Origin of the sequence: Janthinobacterium aquaticum (assembly GCF_009208565.1) — a bacterium.
In the GTDB taxonomy this organism is placed as follows: domain Bacteria; phylum Pseudomonadota; class Gammaproteobacteria; order Burkholderiales; family Burkholderiaceae_D; genus Janthinobacterium.
The window spans coordinates 155,327-175,670 of record NZ_WFLK01000003.1; the positions used below are offsets into that span (position 1 = coordinate 155,327).

Genomic DNA, 20,344 nt, shown 5'->3' on the forward strand with positions numbered 1-20,344 from the left:
AGGCACCAACTTGGCGCACTCTGATATATCAGAATATTAAATGTAATATATCAGTGAAAGCAAGCGCAAAAGTGAAGCGTGTGAAAATTGGCTTCGGGAAAACAACACGCAGAAAAGGCGGAGGACACACCGCTTGCCAGCGACAGCGAGCGGGTTCATAGCAAAGAAAAAATCGGTCTTTCTTCGTCTAAAAAACAATAACATCGCGCTAAAAATATTTATTTTATGCAACCACACTGCTGAAAAATGGCAGGTATATCGATTTGCGTAAAGCTGAATGTAGAAAAGAGCGTAAGATCGACACGGTTATCCAATATTTTCCATGCGCATGGAGGAGATATATGAACGCACCACATTTCCCGGCACCAAACCAAAAGATACCGGCCAAGAAGGCTACCAATGTCAGTCTGGCAATGGATGTGTATCTCGACGCCAAACAGCTGGGTATCAATATTTCCCAGCTGTGCGAGCAGCACCTGCGCGCTGAAATTGCGCGGCGCAAGGAGTTGCAATGGAATGAACAGCATGCGGGTTTTATTGCGGCCTACAACGGCGCGATGGAAACGGGCGGCGTGGCCTTGCAGGAATGGCGCGCCTTCTGATGGCGCGCTTCGATGTCTACCGCAATCCGGGCAGGAACCGCGACACGATTCCCTATCTGCTCGAGGTGCAGAGCAATGTGATCAGCGGCCTGGCCAGCCGTCTTGTGATTCCGCTGCGCACCTTGCATGGTTTCGATGCCTTGAGCTTGCCGACCGACCTGTTTCCACTGATCGAATTCGACAGCATCGAGCATTTTCTCGATACGCCGCAGATGGCGGCCATCCCGGCGGCCGAACTGAAGACACGCATCGGCACGCTGCAGTCGAGACAAGCCGATATCCAGACGGCGCTGGACCGCGTGTTCGGTGCGTATTGATGTGCTTATTGAATACCGTCAGCCAGTGCCTGCCACTGCGCCAGCTTGTCGGCATACCCCAGCGTGTAGGCCGGACTGCTCGACGGCAGCGCCACGATGCGATAGCGCTTTGCCTCTTCGCCCAGCACTTTCATCCCCAGTTTTAACGCCGTGCCGCCATTGAAGGCGATGGTGGCAATGGCAGGGTAACGCGCCAGCAGGGCTGGCAGATCGTTGTCGTCGCGCGCGCGGATATTGCTGTCGAGACTGCCGATGCGATGTGCCTGCGCCACCACGTCCCACAAGCCAACGCCGTGCGCCAGCAAGGCGGCCAGGCGCGCGTCATAGGGGAGGCTTGCCAGTTCGATCTGCAGCACCTCGCCCAGCAGCATCCAGAAACGGTTTTGCGGATGCGCATAGTACTGGCTGTGCGCCAGCGACTTCTCACCGGGCAGGCTGCCCAGTATCAGCAAACGGGTATCGGCATTGACGACAGGGGCGAAACAGCGCTTGCGCATATCGTCCGGCAGTAACTGTTCAGGGGCGACAGGGTTCATAGCAGCTTTTGAGGTCGTCATGCCGGCATTTTAACCGGGCCTGCAGGTCGCGGCATGGCGCCTTCGGTTCCGGTGTAGAATTTCCGGCAAACCGATCACGGGAGCGACCATGCGCACCATCAATGCCCTGCTGGCCCAATATGGCGACAGTCACCGCAATCCAGTCAATGAGTGGGTGCACATCGTCTGCGTGCCGCTGATCGTGTTCAGCGTGCTGGGCTTGCTGTGGCGCCTGCATGCCGTCGTGGCGTTGGCCGGCAGCGCAGCGGCCCTTGCCTACTATCTGAAATTGTCGCGCCCGTTTGCACTGGGCATGCTGGCGATGTTGGGACTGATGCTGATGGTGCTGGCTGCTTTGCCTGCAGCGTTGGTCCTGCCGCTTTCGCTGGCGCTGTTTGTGCTGGCCTGGATCGGCCAGTTCATCGGCCACCGGATCGAAGGCAAAAAACCGTCCTTCTTCGATGATCTGCGGTTTTTATTGATCGGTCCGCTATTTGTGCTGGCGTTTGCGTACCGGCGCTTGCGACTGGCCTACTAGCAGGCCAACATCGAGGTAACAGAATATTACGATTCGCACCTATTTATCTTAGGCAACTTGTCTTATCATCAATGTGCAGCCGATGCCATCAGACGCGATCGGCGCACCATTTTTACTCCTGGAGCTCAATATGAAAACATCGATTATTGCCGTCGCCCTGCTTGCTACCCTCGCCGGTTGCGCCGTACAACCGAATTCGGCCAATGTCTACAAGGCACGCCAGTCGCAGAATGAACAGTCGGTACGCATGGGTACGGTTGAATCCGTGCGCAACGTCACCATCGACAAGGGTGAAAGCGGCACCGGCGTACTGGCCGGCGCAGCGCTGGGCGGCGTGGCCGGTTCGGCCGTCGGCGGTGGCAAGGGCGCCATTGCGGCCAGTATCCTCGGTGCGGTAGCTGGCGGCATTGCCGGCCAGAACATTGAAGCCAATGCAGCCAACAAGCCTGGCCTGGAAATCACCGTGCGCCTCGACAATGGCGACATGCGCGCCATCGTGCAGGACGCCGACGAAGCCTTCCGCCCTGGTGAGCGCGTACGTCTGCTGTCCGATGGCCGTACCACGCGCGTCACGCACTGATCAGACATGTGCTGCAGAGCTGGCGCCCGGCTCAACCAAAGGCGCCAGCCGACAGCGTGACCTCCGGATGCCAGCCCGCCACGATCATCGTGGCGGCGGCAACATAGGCGATCACGCTCAAGACCTTGACGCGCAGCGGGATGGACATGATGCAGCTCCTTGGTGAATGAAAATATTTAACTGATTATAATTTAAATATTTTCAAATAAATAACATCGACATCATACGCTGCGCTGTCTCAATCTTGCCAACAAGCTGCCGGCCGGCTGGTCAAGCCTGGCAGCTGCGCCGTATACTGGCGTCATGTCCTCTCCCTTCCTGTTTATTACCGCCTGCCTGATCTGGGGTTCCACCTTCTGGGCCATTACCTTGCAACTGGGCGATGTCGCCCCCGCCGTTTCCGTGGTGTACCGCTTCGGCCTGGCTTCGGCCACCCTGTTTGCCTGGTGCGCGCTGCGTGGCGACCGCCTGCTGCTGCCCTGGCGCGCGCAGCGGCCGATGATCTTGCAAGGGCTGGCCTCGTTTGCGCTCAGCTATGTCTGCACCTACAGCTCGGAGCAATACCTGGTCTCGGCGCTGGTCAGCGTGCTGTTTGCGCTGATGGTGTTCTGGACCCCGGTACTGAACCGTATCGCCTTTGGCACGCCGATCACGCTGAGCACCTGCTTTGCCGCCGCTGTCGCCATCTGCGGCGTGGTACTGCTGTTTTACCAGTCGATCGGGGCTGCATGGAAAGAGATACTGGGCGGCGGCAGCGGCCATTTCCTGCTCGGCTTTGTGCTGGCGCTGGTCGCCACCATCGCCAGCACGGTCGGCAATGCGCTGGTGATGAAGGTGCGCGCCCACTCCAGCAATGTGCTGCTGACCATGGCCTGGACCATGTTGTGGGGCACGCTGATGGTGGCCGTGTGGGCAATTTCGAGCGGCCAGAGCTGGCACCTGCCCACACGCGCCAGTTACTGGCTGGGGCTGGTCTACCTGGCTGTGTTCGGCTCCGTGATCGCCTTCAGCGCTTATTTCACCCTGATCGCCCGCATCGGCACCCAGAAGACCGTCTATATCGGCGTGGTGACACCCGTGATCTCGGTGCTGCTGTCGGTACAGTTCGAGCACTACCGCCCTGCCCCCGTTGAGTGGCTGGGCATGGTGCTGTGCCTGTCGAGCGTGGCCTGGGCCCTGACTTCCGGCGCGCGCAAGACCCGCGCAGTGACAGCAACAACCGCCGTTTCCACTTCTTCAGCAAAGGCACCATGAACCACTCCTCCCTGGCCATCCGCCCCGCGCAGGCTGCCGACGTCGCAGCCATCTTTGGCATGATCCGCGAACTGGCCGTATTCGAACAACTCGAGCACATGATGGTGGCAAAAGAATCGATGCTGCACGACAGCCTGTTCGGCCCGCAGCCGGCGTGCGAAGCCATCGTTGGCATGGAAGGCGGGGAGGTCGTGACGTTTGCCGTGTTCTTCCATAACTTCTCCACCTTTCTGTGTCGCAAGGGTTTGTATCTGGAAGACCTGTACGTCAGGCAAAACGCGCGCGGCAAGGGCTATGGCAAGCAGATGCTGGCAGCGCTGGCGCAACTGGCCGTCGAGCGCGACTGCGGCCGCTTCGAATGGTCGGTACTGGACTGGAACGAAAACGCCATCAACTTCTACAAGGGGATGGGCGCCGATGTCATGCCGGACTGGCGCATCTGCCGCGTAGCGGGCGAGGCGCTGGCACAACTGGCAAAAGTCAACAAAGCATAGCCATAAAAAAAAACCCCACGGGCTAGCGGCACCGTGGGGTAGAACCCATTGTCAAGTGGGAGGGGGAGAATGCAATCAACAAGGTCACTATAAGCCTGGCCAGACTGATTCGCGCCGACCTTTACATTTGCTTACGGGGCATTACATTTTCAAGCAAACTATTGAATCACTTTTAAGCGAGCGTTAAGTCGCCAGTCTTACACGGCCCCGTACCAGCCCCCTTTCCAGCAAGGCAAACAGTCCCTGCGTCAGCAACGCCAGCACGGCTGCCGGTATCGCGCCGGCCAGCAGCATCTGGTTGTCGTTCAGGGCCAGCCCGATGGTAATGCGCTCGCCGTAGCCGCCGGCACCGATAAAGGCGGCGATGGTGGCGGTGCCCACGCTCATCACGGTAGCGGTGCGCACGCCGGCCAGCATCACCGGCAGCGCCAGCGGCAAATCGACCAGCCACAGGCGCTGACGCCGCGTCATGCCCAGCGCCAGCGCGGCCATGCGCAAGCCCGATGGCACCTGCAGGATGCCGGTGCAGGTGTTGCTGACAATCGGCAGCAAGGCGTAAATAAACAGCGCCAATAACGCCGGCACCGTGCCGATCATGCCCAGCAGCGGGATCAGTATCGCCAGCAAGGCCAGCGACGGTACTGTCTGCAACACGCCGACCAGCGCCAGCACGGTCTGGCGCAACGGCGCAAAGAACGCCGCCAGCACGCCCAGTGGCACGCCAGCCAGGCAGGCCAGAACGACCGACAGCAACACCAGCGTCAGGTGCTGGCGCGTCAATCGCCACAGATCGTCGCCCAGCAGCTTGTCCCACAGGCTGCTGCGCGCCGATGCCGCAGGCTGGCTGCCGGCGCCCCTGGCCAGCCACTGCTGCGCCACGCTGGCAAAGCTTTTTCCATCGACTTCAACCGCCGCATTCATGGCAATCATGTCCTGCTCGCCGATGCGGCCCTGCAAAGCCTGCAGCGCCTGCCAGGCGGCCGGAAAACGTTCGGGCATATCGAGCCGGTACAGCAGCATGGCGTCATAGCGCGGAAAATACTGCTGTGTGTCGGCCAGCACGCGCAGGCCGTACTGGCGAATCTTGGCGTCGGTCGAATAGATATCGATCACATCAACCTGACGCTGCGCCAGTGCTTCATAGGCGATGCCGTGATCGAGACCGCGCGGCTGCTGCACCAGGCCATAGCGCGCCGCCAGCCCCGGCCAGCCATCGACGCGGCCGATAAATTCATGCGACAGCCCCAGTTTGAGCTCGGGATGGGCAGCCAGATCGGCCAGGCTGGCCACGGTTTTTTCATCGCCGCGCATGGCCAGCGCATAGGTATTGTTGAACCCCAGCGGCACCGCCACGCCCAGTCCCAGCTGCGCCAGTTCGCGGCGCATCTGCGCCAGCGCAACCGGCTTGTCGTGTTTCAGCACTTCGCTTGCAATCGTACCCGTATATTCGGCATACACATCGATGCTGCCGGCGCGCAGTGCCGCCAGCACGATGGCGGTATTGCCCAGCCCCTGGCGATGTTCGGTGTGCACAACGCGGGCGGCCGTGCCGGTAATGATCTCGCCGAGAATATAGGACTCGGTAAAGCGCTTGGAGCCGACCTTCAGCGTGCCGCCGTCAGCCCCCTGCGCAGCAGTGCTGGCCAGGCAAAGCAGGAAAAACCAGAATATGACGCGCACGCGGCGCTCCCGGATAAATGATCAATCGGGCAAGCTTACCACTGGCGCGCGCCAGCTGCCGCCGTTCAGCACAGCCATGCAGGGATTGCACCCCATGGCATAGGCCAGGTCGGCTGGACGGGCGATGCGCCATAGCGCGAGATCGGCGCGCTTGCCTATCGCCAGCGTACCTGCTTCATCCTGCAGGCCCAGCGCGCGCGCCGCATGACAGGTGGCGCCGGCCAGCGCTTCCTGCGGCGTCAGCCGCCACAGGGTGCAGGCCATATTCATCGCCAGCAACAGCGAGGTCATCGGTGAGGTGCCGGGATTGCAGTCGGTCGATACGGCCATAGGCACGCCGGCAGCGCGCAGTTGCGCGATGGGCGGCATCTGCGTCTCGCGCAAAAAATAATACGCGCCGGGCAGCAGCACCGCTACCGTGCCCTGCTGCGCCATGGCGGCAACGCCGTCATCGGACAAGAACTCCAGGTGGTCAGCCGACAACCCCTGGTGGCGGGCCACCAGCGCCGCGCCGCCCTGGTCCGACAGCTGCTCGGCATGCAGCTTGACCGGCAGACGCAGCGCGCGCGCCGCTTCAAACACGCGCTGCGTCTGCGCGGCAGAAAAACCGATACGCTCGCAAAACGCATCGACCGCATCGATCAATCCTTCGCCAGCGATTGCCGGCAGCATCTGTGTGCAAACATGATCGATATAGTCATCGCTGCGTCCGGCAAATTCGGGCGGCAGCGCATGGGCGCCAAGAAAAGTGGTGCGCACGCGTACCGGCAGCACCCGGCCGATTGTCCTGGCCACCCGCAGCATGCGCGCCTCGGCACCGGTTTCCAGTCCATAGCCTGATTTGATCTCGATGGTGGTCACGCCTTCGGCCAGCAGCGCCCGTACCCGCGGTAGCGACTGGCGCAGCAGTTCGCCTTCGCTGGCCGCGCGCGTGGCGCGCACGGTGGCCATAATGCCGCCGCCGGCTCGGCTGATCTCTTCATAGCTGGCGCCGTTCAAACGTGCTTCGAATTCATCGCTGCGGTTGCCCGCATACACGCTATGCGTATGGCAGTCGATCAGCCCCGGCGTGACCCAGCAGCCCTGGCCGTCGATCTGCTCTGCGCTGTTGGCCGGCAGTTCAGCGGCGCGCCCCAGCCAGGCGATGCGGCCATCCTTGATCGCGATGGCGGCGTCGCGTAGTTCGCCATAGCCGTTTTCCATGGTGGCCAGGTGGACGTTATGGATAACCAGGTCCCAGTCGTGCATCAGCGCTCCTTCACAAACAAATCGACCGGCACCAGCGACGTGGCTGCTGCCGCATCGAGCTGCCACGTATCGGCGTCGCCGGCGTCGAGCAGCAGGCTGTCATGGCGCTGCAAGGCAAACTGCCGGCGGCCATCGCTTGCCGTGAGTGCGCCGCCAGCGGCAAACAGCAAGGTGACGGCACTGGCACGCACCAGCTGCTGCGGCGCCGTGATGCGCGTGAGCTGGTGACGACAGCTGGCGCGCCGCGTCATCACATTCAAGTCGGTGGTGGCGCCCGACACCTGCGCTGTGACGGCAGCTTCGCCATCAAAACACAGCAGCGGTGCCGCCGCATCGAGGCGCGCCGTGCGCGTACCGTCGATGAGCAGTTGCACGCTCTCGCCAGCTAACAGCAGCAGGCTGCGCTCAACGCCGGCAAAGCGCGAGAACGGTCCGTCGACGGCAATGGTCGCCACGCTGATGCGCCAGATAAAATCATCGAGTCCCGCGCCTGGCGGCCAGGACGCAATTTGCGTGGTGCTGCCGCCGCCGTTTTTCCACGGCGCTGCCGGCAGGCTGGCAAACGGGATCAGCGTGGCCATTACAGCGCCCTCAATTGCGCCAGCGCGCGCTTGTAGGCAGCGGTAATGGCCTCCTGCGCCACATGCCGGCCGGCGCGTACCTGCCACTGGCCGCCGCACAGCACATCGCGCACCAGGTTGTCGTTGCCGCTGAAGATAAAACTGCCCAGCACATGTTCAAGCGCCACGCCGCACAAGTTCGGATGGGCGTCGTCCAGCACCAGCAGGTCGGCGCGCTTGCCCGGCGCCAGCGCACCCAGCGCGCGCCCCGCTGCCTGCGCGCCGCCCTGCAAGGCGCGCTGCCATAAAAAGTCGCCGACCTGGCGCTGCTGTGCGCTGACCGCCAGGTTGCGCTGCCGGTGCTGCAGGCGCTGGCCATATTCGAGCCAGCGCAACTCCTCGACCGGCGACTGCGACACATGGCTGTCGCTGCCGATGCCAAAATGCCCGCCCGCTGCCAGCAATTCGCGCAGCGGAAACAAGCCGTCGCCGAGATTGGCCTCGGTGCTCGGGCACAAGCCCACCACCGCGCCGCTGGCAGCGATCTGCGCCACCTCCACTGCCTGCAGATGGGTGGCGTGCACCAGGCACCAGCGCGCATCGACTGCAAGCTCTTCATGCAGATACTGCACGGGGCGACAGCCGGTCAGTTGCAAGCACTGCGCCACTTCGGCCTGCTGTTCGGCGATATGGATATGCAGCGGCCGGCCGGGCAGCGCCTTTGACAGCTCGCGTATCTGCGTCACGCTGGCCGCGCGCAGCGAATGCGGTGCGCAGCCCACTTCCACCTGTCCGCCGCGCAGCGGCGACAGCGCCTCGGCGATGCACAGCACATCATCGACGCCAGTGGCAAAGCGCGCCTGCTGCGGCTGCAAAGGCTGGCTGCCAAAACCGGCATGGCTGTACAGTACCGGCAGCATGGTGACGCCGATACCGCTGGTGCGCGCCGCCTGCAGCACGCGCAGCGCCGTTTCGGCCGGCTGCGCATAAAAAGCGCCATCCGGATCGCGCTGCAGGTAGTGAAACTCGCACATCGCCGTATAGCCGTGGCGCAGGCACTCGCTGTACAGCTGCGTCGCGATCGCTTCAATCTGTTCGGGCGTGATCCGGCTGGCAAAACGGTACATCAGCTCGCGCCAGGTCCAGAAGCTATCAGGCCCCTCGCCTGCCACTTCGGTCATGCCGGCCATCGCGCGCTGGAAGGCGTGCGAATGCAGGTTGACCATGCCCGGCACGACCAGCTGAACCACTTCCGCGCCGGCAGGCGCCTGCGCATTTTCCTGCACCTGCGTCAGGTTGCCCTCGCCATCCCAAGCCAGCAGCACGTCGCGGCGCCAGCCTTCAGGCAGCAAGGCGTGGCAAGCGAACAGCTGCTTCACCAGCGCACCCAGGCCACGGCGGCGCCCAATAGTTGTTGCAGCAGCGGCTGCACCTGCGCCGCCAGGCCAGCGCTGTAGGCAAACGGCGCTTCCTCGTTCATATACAGGCACTGACACATCTCGAGCTGGATCGCGTGCACGCGCTGATCAGGCCTGCCGTAATGGCGCGTGATGTGACCGCCCTTGAAGCGACCGTTCAGGGCCAGTGAAAACTGGTCCTGGCTGCGCGCCACCTGCAGCACCGCTTCGGTGAGGCCCGCGTCGCAACTGGCGCCATCGGCCGTGCCGAAGTTCAGGTCGGGCAGCTTGCCGTCAAAAAAACGCGGCACATGCGAAGCAATCGAATGGGCATCCCACAGCACCACCGCGCCATGCTCGCGCAGCAGGCGCGCCAGTTCCAACTGCAGCTGCTGGTGATAGGGCAGCCAGTAGCGCTGCAGCCGCCGCGCCGCCTCTGCCGCATCGGGCGCCTGGCCCGGCAGGTATAGCGCTTCGCGGTGAAAGGTATCGAGCGGCAGCAGCCCGGTGGTATCCTGCCCCGGATACAGGTCGGTGTCTTCCTGCGGCCGGTTCAGATCGATGGTGTAGCGCGACCAGCGCGCCGACAGCACGGACGCCTGCATCGGCGCCAGAAAATCGTACAGCTGGCGCAGATGCCAGTCGGTATCGGCTTTCTGCAGCGCCTGCGGCGTCATGCGCGCGGCAATCTCGTCGGGGATATCGGTGCCCACATGCGGCATCGATACCAGCAGTGGAATGCGGCCCTGGCTGAACTGAAAATCCATGGGGCGCTCCTAGGCGTACAGTGGCGCAAACAGCGCCTTGCAGGTGCTGCTCAATTCACCATGCAGCACCATCTGCCGGGCTGCCTCGATATCGGGTGCAAAGTAGCGGTCTGCGTCAAAGAACGGCACCTTCTGGCGCAGCTGCTGGTGCACGTGTTCGAGCTGCGGCGCGCTCTTCAGGGGGCGGTGAAAATCGATGCCCTGGGCGGCGGCCAGCAGTTCGATGCCGATAATGACGGCGGTATTGCGCGCCATCTCGTCCAGCCGGCGCCCGGCAAAGGTGGCCATGCTGACATGGTCTTCCTGGTTGGCCGAAGTGGGCAGGCTGTCGACGCTGGCCGGATGGGCCAGCGACTTGTTTTCCGACGCCAGCGCCGCCGCCGTCACATGCGCGATCATGAAACCGGAATTGATGCCCGGTTCGCGCACCAGGAACGGCGGCAGGCCCGATAGCGTCGCGTCGATCAGCAGCGCAATGCGCCGCTCGGCCAGCGCGCCGATTTCGGCAATCGCCAGCGCCAGCGTATCGGCGGCAAACGCCACCGGCTCGGCGTGGAAATTGCCGCCCGAGACGATCTGCGCCAGACCGGCGGCATCATCCTGGAAAATCAGCGGATTGTCCGTCACCGCATTGGCTTCGATCAGCAGCGTGCGTCCGGCATTGCCGATCAGGTCGAGGCAGGCGCCCATCACCTGCGGCTGACAGCGCAGGCTGTACGGGTCCTGCACGCGCTCGTCGCCTTCCAGGTGCGAGGCGCGAATCGCGCTATGGGCCAGTAGCTGACGGTATAGCTGCGCCGCCAGTATCTGCCCCGGCTGGCCGCGCACGGCGTGCACGCGCGCGTCAAACGGCGCATCGCTGCCCTTGGCCGCATCGATCGCCAGTGCACCCGTCACCATGGCCGCTTCCAGCAGGCGCTCGGCCATGAACAGGCCGTGCAGCGCCAGCGCGGTCGACACCTGCGTGCCGTTGATCAGCGCCAGCCCTTCCTTGGCGGCCAGCACCACCGGCGCGATGCCGGCCTGCGCCAGCGCGTCGGCCGCCGGTATCAGCTGGCCCTGCATGCGCACCTCGCCCACGCCCAGCATGGCCAGCGTCATGTGCGACAGCGGCGCCAGGTCGCCCGAGGCGCCCACCGAACCCTTGGCCGGAATGGCCGGCATGATGCCGGCGTTATACAGCGCGATCAGGGTATCGACGATCAGCGGGCGCACCCCCGAATAACCGCGCGCCAGGCTGCCGATCTTCATCAGCATGATCAAGCGCACGACAGCGTCCGACAACAGTTCGCCGGTACCGACCGAATGCGACAGAATCAGGTTGCGCTGCAATTGCTCAAGCTTGTCGTCGGCAATGCGGGTCTTGGCCAGCAGGCCAAAGCCGGTATTGATGCCGTACGCGGCGTCGCCCTTGGCCACGATGGCCTGCACGGCAGCGGCCGAGGCCTCGATCACCGGATAAGCGTCAGCCGACAAGACCAGCTGCGCGGAGGCCGCCGTACTGGCCCACACTGCGCGCAGTTCGGCCAGCGTCATGGCGCCGGGATTGAGTATCCAATTTCTGACTGGCTGTGTCATGTTCGCTTTCACTGTTTGATCATGGGCAGGTTCAGGCCGTGGCGTTTGGCGCAGGCAGCCGCCGTTTCATAGCCGGCATCGGCATGGCGCATCACGCCCGAACCGCTGTCGTTGACCAGCACGCGCGCCAGGCGCCGGGCCGCCGCTTCGCTGCCATCGGCCACGATCACCATGCCGGCATGCTGCGAGTAGCCCATGCCGACACCGCCGCCATGGTGCAGCGAAACCCAGGTCGCACCGCCGGCCGTATTGAGCATGGCGTTGAGAAGCGGCCAGTCCGACACGGCGTCGGTGCCGTCCTTCATGCCTTCGGTTTCGCGGTTCGGGCTGGCCACCGAGCCGGTATCGAGATGATCGCGCCCGATCACGATGGGCGCCTTCAGTTCGCCCGTGCGTACCATCTCGTTGAAGGCCAGGCCGGCCAGGTGGCGCTCGCCCAGCCCGAGCCAGCAGATGCGCGCCGGCAGGCCCTGGAAGGCGATGCGCTCGCGCGCCATATCGAGCCAGTGATGCACCTGCGCGTGCTGCGGAAACAGCTGCTTGATCTTGGCGTCGGTCTTGTAAATATCTTCCGGGTCGCCCGACAGCGCCACCCAGCGAAACGGTCCGCGCCCTTCGCAGAACTGCGGGCGGATATAGGCCGGCACGAAGCCGGGAAAATCAAAGGCGTTCTGCACACCTTGGTCGAACGCCACCTGGCGGATATTGTTGCCGTAGTCGACGGTGGGTACGCCCATGGCGTGAAAGTCCAGCATCGCCTGCACATGCGCGGCGCAGGAATCGGCGGCCGCCTGCACCAGGCGCGCATGGCGCTGCGGGTCCTGGCGCGCCGCCTTCCAGTCCGACACGCTCCAGCCGCGCGGCAGGTAGCCGTTGACCAGGTCATGCGCCGAAGTCTGGTCGGTCACGAGATCGGGCCGCATGCCGCCGTCGCGGGCACGCTGCACCAGTTCGGGCAGCACTTCGGCGGCATTGCCCAGCAGGCCGATCGACACCGCTTCCTTGCGTTCGGTATGCAGCCTGACCAGTTCCAGCGCTTCGTCGAGGGTCGCTGCCTGCTTGTCCAGGTAGCGGGTGCGCAGGCGAAAGTCGATGCTGCTTTGCTGGCATTCGATGGTCAGCGACACGGCGCCGGCCATGGTGGCGGCCAGCGACTGCGCGCCGCCCATGCCGCCCAGGCCCGCCGTCAGTATCCAGCGCCCGGCCCAGTCGCCGCCATAATGCTGGCGCCCGGCTTCTGCAAAGGTTTCATAGGTGCCCTGCACGATGCCCTGGGTGCCGATATAGATCCAGCTGCCGGCCGTCATCTGGCCGTACATGAACAGCCCCTGGTGATCGAGTTCGTTGAAATGCTCCCAGTTGGCCCACTTGGGCACCAGGTTGGAATTGGCAATCAGCACGCGCGGCGCATCGGCGTGGGTGCGAAACACCCCGACCGGCTTGCCGGACTGGATCAGGAGCGTCTGGTCGTCTTCCAGCTCGCGCAAGCAGGCCAGTATCTGATCGAAGCAGGCCCAGTTGCGCGCCGCGCGGCCGATGCCGCCATACACCACCAGATGCTGCGGATGCTCGGCCACGGCCGGGTCCAGATTGTTCTGCAACATGCGGTAGGCCGCCTCGGCCTGCCAGTTCTTGCAACTGAGCGCCGTGCCGCGCGGGGCGTGGATCACGCGGCTGGCGTCGAAGCGCGGATCGTTGTCCTGGGTGTTGCTCATGCTGTCTCCTCGAAAGGTGGGGCGGCCATCATGAGCCGCCCTTTTACGGACTAGCATAGGTTGTCTATACAACCAAGTCAACCGAAATTTGTCGCCTATTTTTCCTGGTAAACCGGCTTGCCCGCCACCCAAGTCTGCAGCACCCGGGTCTTGCCGATTGCCGACGGCGCCACCTTGAACAGGTCCTGGTCAACCACGATAAAGTCGGCCCACTTGCCTTCTTCCAGCGTGCCGATTACCTTTTCCTGGTGTGCCGCCCAGGCTGCATCGAGCGTAAAGCAGCGCAGCGCTTCGGTCACCGTCATGGCCTGCTGCCGATACCAGCCGCCGGCAGGCAGGCCGGCGCTGTCCTGGCGCGTGACGGCCGCGTGGATGCCCTCGAACGGGTTGGGTGATTCGATAGGAAAGTCCGAACCGCAGGCGATGCGCGAACCCTGCTTGAGGAAGGTACGCCAGGCGTAAGCGCTCTTGATGCGCTCGGGACCGACGCGCTGTTCGGCCATGTTCTGGTCAGAGGTGGCATGCGTGGGCTGCATCGACGGCACGATGTCGAGCGTCTTGAAGCGGGCGATATCGGCCGGCTGCACTACCTGCGCATGCTCGATGCGGTGGCGCAGGTCGGCTCCAGGATAGCGTTTCTGCAGCACCTGGTAGCCGTCGAGTATCTGGTGGTTGCCGGCGTCGCCGATCGCATGCACATTGACCTGGTAGCCGGCGCGCATGGCTTTTTCCATTTTGGCCCACATGGCGCCGTCGGGATAAAACAGCAGGCCGCGCGTGTCGGGCGCGTCGCTGTAGGGCGCCAGCAGCGCCGCGCCGCGGCTGCCCAGCGCGCCGTCGGACAGCAGCTTGACCGCGCGCAGTGCATACAGGTCGCCAGCATAGCTGTTCAAGGGCCCGTTTTTGGACAGGGCGTCGAAGTCTTCGGTGGTATCGAAAATCATGCCGTACACACGCACGGTCAGCTTGCCATGGTCGGCGTAGTCGCGGTACAGCCGGTCCTGCACCTGGTCGATGCCGGCGTCGTGCACGCTGGTCAGGCCCACTTTGGCCAGTTGCGCCAGCGCGCCGTCGAGCGCGGCGCGGTTTTCTGTCTCGCCCGGTTTGGGCAGCACCGCGTTCATCAGTTCCATCGCGTTATCGACCAGCACGCCGGTAGCGTTGCCATCGGCATCGCGTTCGATCTTGCCGCCAGCCGGATCCTGCGTTTCGCGCGTGATGCCGGCCTGCGCCAGTGCGCGGCTGTTGGCCCAGCCGGCATGGCCGTCGACGCGGCGCAGCCAGATGGGCCGCGCGCTGTCGGCCGCATCGAGTTCGGCGGCGGTAGGAAAGCGCCCCAGCTGCCAGATTTCCTGGTTCCAGCCGCTGCCGACAATCCAGCTGCGTTCCGGGTGCGCACGCGCAAATTCGGCCACGCTGCGCACAGCGGCCTGCAGCGAAGTGGAATCATACAGCATCACGCCGCTGGCAATCGCCCCCAGGCCGAAAACATGGCCATGCGCGTCGATCAGCCCGGGCAGCACCGTTTTTCCCTGCAGGTCGATGTGCCTGGCGCCCTTGGCAGCCTTGCGCGCCACCTGCGTGGGCGAGCCGACGGCCAGCAGCTTGCCGCTATCGTCAAACGCCAGCGCGGCAAAGCGCTGCAGATGGCCAGCGGCCGTCAGCGTATAGCCATTGGCGTTGTTGATGACGGTATCGGCTTGCGCCTGACTCAAGGTCAAGGCGGCCAGGCAGGCCAGGGCAAACAGGGTGCGGCGCAGCGGCAGGATGGGCATGGCGTTTTCCGGTAGCGGTCAAACCACCAGTGTAGCGAAATGCCGGCGCCGGTCAATCAGCGGGCGGCACGCAGCATCAACCAGTAATCGCAGCCGGTCACGGCTTCCGCATATTTTTCCACCACCTCGAAACCCAGGCTGGCGTAAAAACCCAGGCTGCGTTCGTTGTAAGTCTCCAGGAAGCAGGCCTTGCCAGCGCGGTCAACCGCCGCCAGCCCGCCAGCCAGTACCGACGCACCCAGCCCGCGTCCCTGCGCCTCGGGCGCAATGCCGAGAATCGACAGATACCAGGCGTCGCCCAAGTTCTGCCCCGCCATTGCCGTTTCCATGTTGTGCACCATGGCCTTGAAATTGGCCAGACCCTGCTCGCCCAGCACCGCCTGCATGCCGGCCAGGCGCTGCGCATAGGCCGCTTCACGCACCTCGGCAGCGGCATCAAGCGCCCAGATGGCGGCGCCACACCCCTCGGCATCGGCCAGGTCAACCCGGCCAGCCTGTTCGCCTTCTAGCAGCGCCAGCGCAAAATAGCCGTGCAGGATAGTGAGGCGCAGCGCTTCGTCGCCATTGCAGGCCACGCTGACGGCACGGTAAAACGGGTCGCTGGCCAGCGCCTGCGCCAGGCTGCGCGCTGCTTGTGCATGCGGATTGTGTGTCATGTTTTTCCTGTGCTTTTTTCTGGCCCGCATCTTAACAAACCTGTGCTTGCGCACGCACAAGAGGGACTGCGCAAACACGACTTACGCTGGCAGTTTATGGGAGCAGCCATGACACGCCACCATGTGATCAGCACCACCGGATGCGATGTGTTTTTCAAGATGGTCACGCAATACCAGGCGTAGGTCGGGTTAGCCCTCAGGGCGTAACCCGACAACACCACGGCCGTCGGCATTTTCTCGGGCTCGCGCCTCTGGCCCGCCTTTACGTTTTTACGCTTTTAAATGCGCCGGACAGATTAACTGAACGCCATCGGCTGTCCCAAAAACTATACGAGGAGGTGCTCAGTGATTTCTTCAAAGCCCGGCACAACAAGGGAAATTTACCTTCTTACGATATCGATCATGAGCCTGTTTTCGATATACCCTGACGCCATGGCCATGTCACGCATGGCTGAAGCTAAAGTGCATTCAGAAGACGGCATTCCCTGCTTTTCCATCTCAGAAAAAGAGGAAAAGCGCAATGGCACACCCAGGCTTTATGCGCTGGTGCTATACGATGTATCAACCAAGCCGGCTATAAAGGTATGGTCTTTCATCATGCCGGTCGGAGCCAGTATTCCTGTTACAGCAGATCATTGCATTCTTTACGGCGTGGCACCGGCCGGGGCTGAGGCAATTCAGGCACCACAACTTATTTTCGGTCACATGTACGATGTATTTTTAAACGGCAGACCAGAAGACCGCACCGACCCTACGCGTGGTTATGTCGGGAAATTTTGCATGGTCCGGAAGCTATCTGGCACGACTGCGGTCGTACCCATCGGCAGCAACAGCAAAGCCTGGATCAATGAGCTTTGTCCGCAATCATAAACTGCACTCAAACAACTACTCTTTCTTCGCCGGCGCCCGGTACCACTGATCCGGTGACACTACCTGCGCCTTGTCCGGGTCGGCCATATAGTGCGGCGACAGCATCGGCACCTCGAATTCATTGAAGACGTCGATAATATTCTGGTGCAGCCGGCTCTGCACTTCGGCGCGCTGGCGCGGCACGTCGGCATTGGCGTGCGCCACCAGCCGGTATTGCACGTAATAGTCGTGCAGCGCCAGCTGCACCACATAGGGTTTGGGGCTGCTCGACAGTTCGCTGGTGCGGGCGGCGGCCAGCTCCAGCATCGCATGCACCTGGCGCCACGGAGTGGCGTAGCCGATGGTGACGCCGGCGTCGAGCATGAAGCCACCGCCGGGCTGGGCGCGCGAAAAGTTCCTGGTGGTCTGCGACATGATCCAGGCGTTGGGCAAGGCCACCTCCTCGCCCAGGCCGGTGCGCAGCCGCGTTTCAAACATGCCCACCTCGACCACCGTGCCTTCGCTGTCGCCGACGCGCACGTATTCGCCCTTGCGCAGCGCGCGCGTGTACATCAGGATCAGGCCGCTGGCCCCCTGGCCGACGATGCTCGAAGCGCCGATCGACACCATCAGGCCGACCAGCACCGACAGGCCCTGGAAGGCGGCCGTATGCGAACCGGGCAGATAGGGATAGGCCATCGCCAGTGCAAACAGCCAGATCACCACGCTGGCGATACGGCGTGTCGGCAGCGCCGTATCGCGGTCGAGCCAGCCGATCTGTAACTGGCCGCTTTCCACGCGCTTGAACAGCGAAGCGGCAGTCGCCGCCACCAGGCGCGCGATGGCAAAGATCACGCACACCAGCACCAGGCCCGGCAGGGCGCCGACGATGGACTGCAGTACATCGCCGGCCACCTCCAGCAGATAGCCGCTCAGGCGCTCGCCCCAGGCGCGCGTGTACGGCAGGCTGCCCAGAACAAAAGCCAGCCACAAATAGATGGCCATCAGGCGCAGCCCCCACAGCACGGCGCTCAGCAGCTGGTAGGCAAAGGCGATGTAATGCTCGGCGTCGAGCACGCGCACGTTTTTCAGGCGCACGTCGCGCAGGCGCGAAGCGAGCAGCACGCCGCTGCGCCGGCGCGCCCAGCGGTGCAAGCGCGTCAGGCCCAGCCACACCAGCCAGAACGCCAGCGTGGCGCCGGTGCAAATGCCGGCGGCCATCGCCAGATAGCGCCAGCTGCCCTGTTCGCGATGCTCGGCCACGGCCTTGGTCAGTTCGCCAGCGGCGGCGGCGGCCACCGTTTCGGTTGTGTCGCCGGCCAGCAGGTTGACGTCGCCCGGCACCACTACAAACAACTGCACGCCGTCGAGCAGCACCTGGGTGCCCTCCGGGATCAGGTGGATGCTGGCGCCGAGCGCGCCGCCCCTGGCCAGCACGCCGGCCAGGCGCCGCTGCGCGCCAGCCACCCGCTCATCGGGCGGGTAACCGGCCAGTGTGGCGCGAAAGACCATCACCTTGCGGTTGGCAAAACTGAAGGTGGCGCTCTTGAGCGGCGGTGCTTCGGCTGCCCTGACGCCCGGCGTCAGCGCGCTGGCCTCGCCGGCAAGCACAAAGCCAGGCATCAGGGAAAACATCAGCAGGAGCAGCAAACGGAAAAAGACAGGCATGGCGGCAACAGAATCAGCGGAACAAGGCGTCCATCATGCCACGGCTCGGCGATGGCGCCGCTGAAACTGCTTGCGGCGCTATTCACCCGCCTCGCGATCAAGCAAAGCCTGCTTGCGCTCGACGCCCCAGCGATAGCCGGACAGCGCGCCGTCGTTGCGCACCACGCGGTGGCAGGGGATGGCGACCGCCAGCGCATTGGCCGCGCAGGCGCCGGCAACGGCGCGTGCGCCCTGCGGTGCGCCAATCTTGCGCGCCAGTTCGGCATAGCTGACGGTACTGCCGGCGGGCACTTCGCGCAGCGCCTGCCACACGCGCTGCTGGAAAGCCGTACCGCGCACGTCGAGCGGCAAATCGAGGCCCAGCTGCGGTGCTTCGACCAGCGCGATCACGCGCGCCACCGTCGCTTCATAGCTGCTGTCGGCGCCTACCAGTTCGGCGCGCGGAAAGCGGTCCTCCAGGTCGCGCAGCAGCACGGCCGGATTGTCATCGAGCAGGATCGCGCAGATGCCCTGATCGGTGCTGGCCACCAGCACCACGCCCAGCGAACAGTCGGCCAGCGCAAAGCGGATCACCGCACCCTGGCCGCCACGGCGCCAGGCGCCCGGCGTCATGCCCAATAGGCCAGCGCTGGCTTCATACAGGCGGCTGCTCGAACCGAAGCCGGCCGCATGCAGCGTTTCGGTCACGCTGGCGTCGCCGGCAAGCCCGGCCTTGAGACGCCCGGCGCGGCGCGCTGCTGCATAGGCGCGCGGGGTAATGCCGGTATGGGCCTTGAACACCCGATGAAAATGAAAACGGCTCAGACCGGCGCTGGCGGCCAGCGCATCGAGCTGCAGCGCTTCTTCGCTGGCGTCGATCAGGCGGCAGGCCTGTGCCACCAGCGCCGCCTGGCGCTCGGCCAGCGGCGGCAGGTGCGGCTGGCAACGCAGGCAGGGGCGAAAGCCGGCCGCTTCAGCCTGCGCGCAACTGTCGTGGAAGGCCACGTTGCGGCGCAGCGCCGGGCGCGCCGCACAGGACGGGCGGCAATACACGCCGGTGCTGCGCACCGAGTAATAAAACACGCCGTCGGCATCCGGCGCGCGCCGCTGCACGGCGTCCCAGCGTTCATCGTCGGTGCGGTAAGGCTGCGCCATGGTGCGCTCCATTCAAAGTAGTCATGCATCCATCATAGTCAGGCTGGCCGCGCCTTGCACTCCGCTGCTTGCTTTTGAATTGCCTGGCCGCCCAGTGCGCAATGCTAGAATCGCCGCTTGCGCCACCAGCCGGCTGGCGCACCCAGAATCGCGCTTCGGAGACACCGCATTGGACCACCAGCCCACCCAGGACACACCGGAAAATACGCCCATGTTCCAGCGCATCAAGGACTTCCTGCTGGCCGGCATCGCCAGCGGCCGCTGGAAGGAAGGCGACGTGATTCCGTCCGAGCAGGCGCTGGTCAAGCAGTTCGGCGTGTCGCGCATGACGGTCAACCGCGCCGTGCGCGAACTGACCAGCGAACAGGTGCTGACGCGGCGCCAGGGCTCGGGCACCTATGTGGCGCAGCAGAAGTACCAGGCGACCTTGCTTGAAATTAAAAGCATTGCCGACGAAGTGCGCGCGCGCGGCCATATCCACCGCAGCGCCTTGCAGTTGCTCGAACGCACCAAGGCTTCGGACCTGATGGCCAGGCAATTTGGCCTGCAGTCCGATCCGCTGCTGTTCCACTCGCTGATCGTACACTATGAAAACGGCGTGCCGATCCAGGTCGAGGATCGCTGGGTCAATCCGGCCTGTGCGCCCGACTACATGAGCCAGGATTTCTCCAGCACCACGCCCAACGAATACCTGATGGCGGCCGCCCCGCTGCAGGGCGCCACCTACAGCATCGAGGCGCTGTCGGCGCCGCGCGACATTGCCGACATGCTGGCCATCGATACCCGCCAGGCGTGCCTGGTGCTGCGCCGCCAGACCCGTTCCGGCGGCCTGGTCGCCTCCATCGTCACCATGTGGCACCCGGGCCACCGCTACCAGTTTGCCGGCAGCTTTACGTAGCACGAAAGAACCAGCATCTTTCTCTCAGATAGTCACCAAAATGCAAGAAAACCACCGGCGATTGCACGAAAAAATCACTGTGTTACGCCACCGGCGAA

Annotated in this window: 20 protein-coding genes; 8 read left to right on the plus strand and 12 right to left on the minus strand. The window is 63.8% G+C overall.

All coding sequences use genetic code 11. The annotated features are described in order from the left end of the window. The first annotated feature begins 341 nt into the window (after positions 1 to 341). Both GCM43_RS06195 and GCM43_RS06200 read left to right on the plus strand, forming a co-directional pair. Positions 342 to 602 (plus strand): type II toxin-antitoxin system CcdA family antitoxin, encoded by a 261-nt coding sequence (locus GCM43_RS06195; RefSeq protein WP_152242656.1) that lies wholly within the window; start codon positions 342 to 344, stop codon positions 600 to 602. Beyond that, entirely contained in the window at positions 602 to 919 is a 318-nt protein-coding gene (locus GCM43_RS06200) for a CcdB family protein (protein WP_193315556.1), read from the plus strand. Before GCM43_RS06195 ends, GCM43_RS06200 begins: the two co-directional genes overlap by 1 nt. A gap of 5 nt (positions 920 to 924) precedes the next feature. Here GCM43_RS06200 and GCM43_RS06205 read toward each other — a convergent pair whose 3' ends face one another. Further along, a complete protein-coding gene (locus GCM43_RS06205) occupies positions 925 to 1,416 on the minus strand; it encodes a DNA-deoxyinosine glycosylase (RefSeq protein WP_152242951.1) in 492 nt (163 codons plus the stop codon). Positions 1,417 to 1,564: 148 nt separating this feature from the next. Between GCM43_RS06205 and GCM43_RS06210 the strand changes: the two genes are divergently transcribed. The 4 genes from GCM43_RS06210 (at position 1,565) to GCM43_RS06225 (ending at position 4,321) form a co-directional block, all read left to right on the plus strand. Then, positions 1,565 to 1,993: an Mpo1 family 2-hydroxy fatty acid dioxygenase gene (locus tag GCM43_RS06210; protein ID WP_152242658.1), complete on the plus strand. Its 429-nt coding sequence runs from the start codon at positions 1,565 to 1,567 to the stop codon at positions 1,991 to 1,993. Positions 1,994 to 2,123: 130 nt separating this feature from the next. Next, on the plus strand, positions 2,124 to 2,573 hold the full coding sequence (locus GCM43_RS06215; protein ID WP_152242659.1) for an outer membrane lipoprotein: 450 nt from the start codon (positions 2,124 to 2,126) through the stop codon (positions 2,571 to 2,573). A gap of 303 nt (positions 2,574 to 2,876) precedes the next feature. Further along, complete coding sequence (locus GCM43_RS06220) at positions 2,877 to 3,827, plus strand: DMT family transporter (protein ID WP_152242660.1); 951 nt, start codon at positions 2,877 to 2,879, stop codon at positions 3,825 to 3,827. After that, positions 3,824 to 4,321: a GNAT family N-acetyltransferase gene (locus GCM43_RS06225; protein ID WP_152242661.1), complete on the plus strand. Its 498-nt coding sequence runs from the start codon at positions 3,824 to 3,826 to the stop codon at positions 4,319 to 4,321. Before GCM43_RS06220 ends, GCM43_RS06225 begins: the two co-directional genes overlap by 4 nt. 183 nt (positions 4,322 to 4,504) lie before the next feature. Here the strand turns inward: GCM43_RS06225 and GCM43_RS06230 are convergent, their stop codons facing one another. The 9 genes from GCM43_RS06230 to GCM43_RS26085 all read right to left on the minus strand — a co-directional run bounded on the left by GCM43_RS06230 (position 4,505) and on the right by GCM43_RS26085 (position 15,697). Continuing rightward, positions 4,505 to 6,001 carry a glycine betaine ABC transporter substrate-binding protein gene (locus GCM43_RS06230; RefSeq protein ID WP_413770929.1) on the minus strand — a complete coding sequence of 499 codons (1,497 nt, stop codon included), beginning with the start codon at positions 5,999 to 6,001 and terminating at the stop codon, positions 4,505 to 4,507. Positions 6,002 to 6,022: 21 nt separating this feature from the next. Continuing rightward, positions 6,023 to 7,249: an imidazolonepropionase gene (gene hutI / locus GCM43_RS06235; RefSeq protein WP_152242662.1), complete on the minus strand. Its 1,227-nt coding sequence runs from the start codon at positions 7,247 to 7,249 to the stop codon at positions 6,023 to 6,025. Beyond that, positions 7,249 to 7,830 (minus strand): HutD/Ves family protein, encoded by a 582-nt coding sequence (locus GCM43_RS06240; protein WP_152242663.1) that lies wholly within the window; start codon positions 7,828 to 7,830, stop codon positions 7,249 to 7,251. Before GCM43_RS06240 ends, hutI begins: the two co-directional genes overlap by 1 nt. After that, positions 7,830 to 9,188 (minus strand): formimidoylglutamate deiminase, encoded by a 1,359-nt coding sequence (locus GCM43_RS06245; protein WP_152242664.1) that lies wholly within the window; start codon positions 9,186 to 9,188, stop codon positions 7,830 to 7,832. Before GCM43_RS06245 ends, GCM43_RS06240 begins: the two co-directional genes overlap by 1 nt. Further along, positions 9,185 to 9,973 carry an N-formylglutamate deformylase gene (gene hutG / locus GCM43_RS06250; protein ID WP_152242665.1) on the minus strand — a complete coding sequence of 263 codons (789 nt, stop codon included), beginning with the start codon at positions 9,971 to 9,973 and terminating at the stop codon, positions 9,185 to 9,187. Before hutG ends, GCM43_RS06245 begins: the two co-directional genes overlap by 4 nt. A gap of 9 nt (positions 9,974 to 9,982) precedes the next feature. After that, a complete protein-coding gene (gene hutH, locus GCM43_RS06255) occupies positions 9,983 to 11,551 on the minus strand; it encodes a histidine ammonia-lyase (protein ID WP_152242666.1) in 1,569 nt (522 codons plus the stop codon). Positions 11,552 to 11,559: 8 nt separating this feature from the next. Then, complete coding sequence (gene hutU / locus GCM43_RS06260; protein ID WP_152242667.1) at positions 11,560 to 13,266, minus strand: urocanate hydratase; 1,707 nt, start codon at positions 13,264 to 13,266, stop codon at positions 11,560 to 11,562. A 95-nt stretch (positions 13,267 to 13,361) separates the two neighbouring features. Then, a complete protein-coding gene (locus tag GCM43_RS06265) occupies positions 13,362 to 15,041 on the minus strand; it encodes an amidohydrolase (protein WP_152242668.1) in 1,680 nt (559 codons plus the stop codon). 56 nt (positions 15,042 to 15,097) lie between these two features. Continuing rightward, a complete protein-coding gene (locus tag GCM43_RS26085; protein WP_226929347.1) occupies positions 15,098 to 15,697 on the minus strand; it encodes a GNAT family N-acetyltransferase in 600 nt (199 codons plus the stop codon). A gap of 345 nt (positions 15,698 to 16,042) precedes the next feature. Here GCM43_RS26085 and GCM43_RS06275 point away from each other — a divergent pair, with 345 nt between their 5' ends. Next, positions 16,043 to 16,567 (plus strand): hypothetical protein, encoded by a 525-nt coding sequence (locus GCM43_RS06275; protein ID WP_152242669.1) that lies wholly within the window; start codon positions 16,043 to 16,045, stop codon positions 16,565 to 16,567. Between the two features lie 15 nt (positions 16,568 to 16,582). Here the strand turns inward: GCM43_RS06275 and GCM43_RS06280 are convergent, their stop codons facing one another. Beyond that, complete coding sequence (locus tag GCM43_RS06280) at positions 16,583 to 18,214, minus strand: mechanosensitive ion channel family protein (protein ID WP_152242670.1); 1,632 nt, start codon at positions 18,212 to 18,214, stop codon at positions 16,583 to 16,585. A gap of 78 nt (positions 18,215 to 18,292) precedes the next feature. Next, on the minus strand, positions 18,293 to 19,348 hold the full coding sequence (gene ada / locus GCM43_RS06285; RefSeq protein WP_226929348.1) for a bifunctional DNA-binding transcriptional regulator/O6-methylguanine-DNA methyltransferase Ada: 1,056 nt from the start codon (positions 19,346 to 19,348) through the stop codon (positions 18,293 to 18,295). Positions 19,349 to 19,517: 169 nt separating this feature from the next. Between ada and hutC the strand changes: the two genes are divergently transcribed. Continuing rightward, positions 19,518 to 20,246, plus strand: a complete 729-nt coding sequence (hutC, locus tag GCM43_RS06290; protein ID WP_413770930.1) for a histidine utilization repressor — start codon at positions 19,518 to 19,520, stop codon at positions 20,244 to 20,246. The last annotated feature ends 98 nt before the right edge of the window (positions 20,247 to 20,344 follow it).

Bases quoted from the DNA above. Each gene is read 5' to 3' on its own strand.
- GCM43_RS06195 (WP_152242656.1), top strand. From the start codon at position 342: ATGAACGCACCACATTTCCCGGCACCAAACCAAAAGATACCGGCCAAG.
- GCM43_RS26085 (WP_226929347.1), bottom strand. From the start codon at position 15,697: ATGACACACAATCCGCATGCACAAGCAGCGCGCAGCCTGGCGCAGGCG.
- GCM43_RS06200 (WP_193315556.1), top strand. From the start codon at position 602: ATGGCGCGCTTCGATGTCTACCGCAATCCGGGCAGGAACCGCGACACG.
- hutI (WP_152242662.1), bottom strand. From the start codon at position 7,249: ATGCACGACTGGGACCTGGTTATCCATAACGTCCACCTGGCCACCATG.
- GCM43_RS06280 (WP_152242670.1), bottom strand. From the start codon at position 18,214: ATGCCTGTCTTTTTCCGTTTGCTGCTCCTGCTGATGTTTTCCCTGATG.
- GCM43_RS06225 (WP_152242661.1), top strand. From the start codon at position 3,824: ATGAACCACTCCTCCCTGGCCATCCGCCCCGCGCAGGCTGCCGACGTC.
- GCM43_RS06240 (WP_152242663.1), bottom strand. From the start codon at position 7,830: ATGGCCACGCTGATCCCGTTTGCCAGCCTGCCGGCAGCGCCGTGGAAA.
- hutU (WP_152242667.1), bottom strand. From the start codon at position 13,266: ATGAGCAACACCCAGGACAACGATCCGCGCTTCGACGCCAGCCGCGTG.
- GCM43_RS06210 (WP_152242658.1), top strand. From the start codon at position 1,565: ATGCGCACCATCAATGCCCTGCTGGCCCAATATGGCGACAGTCACCGC.
- GCM43_RS06215 (WP_152242659.1), top strand. From the start codon at position 2,124: ATGAAAACATCGATTATTGCCGTCGCCCTGCTTGCTACCCTCGCCGGT.
- GCM43_RS06205 (WP_152242951.1), bottom strand. From the start codon at position 1,416: ATGCGCAAGCGCTGTTTCGCCCCTGTCGTCAATGCCGATACCCGTTTG.
- GCM43_RS06220 (WP_152242660.1), top strand. From the start codon at position 2,877: ATGTCCTCTCCCTTCCTGTTTATTACCGCCTGCCTGATCTGGGGTTCC.
- GCM43_RS06265 (WP_152242668.1), bottom strand. From the start codon at position 15,041: ATGCCCATCCTGCCGCTGCGCCGCACCCTGTTTGCCCTGGCCTGCCTG.
- hutH (WP_152242666.1), bottom strand. From the start codon at position 11,551: ATGACACAGCCAGTCAGAAATTGGATACTCAATCCCGGCGCCATGACG.
- ada (WP_226929348.1), bottom strand. From the start codon at position 19,348: ATGGCGCAGCCTTACCGCACCGACGATGAACGCTGGGACGCCGTGCAG.
- hutG (WP_152242665.1), bottom strand. From the start codon at position 9,973: ATGGATTTTCAGTTCAGCCAGGGCCGCATTCCACTGCTGGTATCGATG.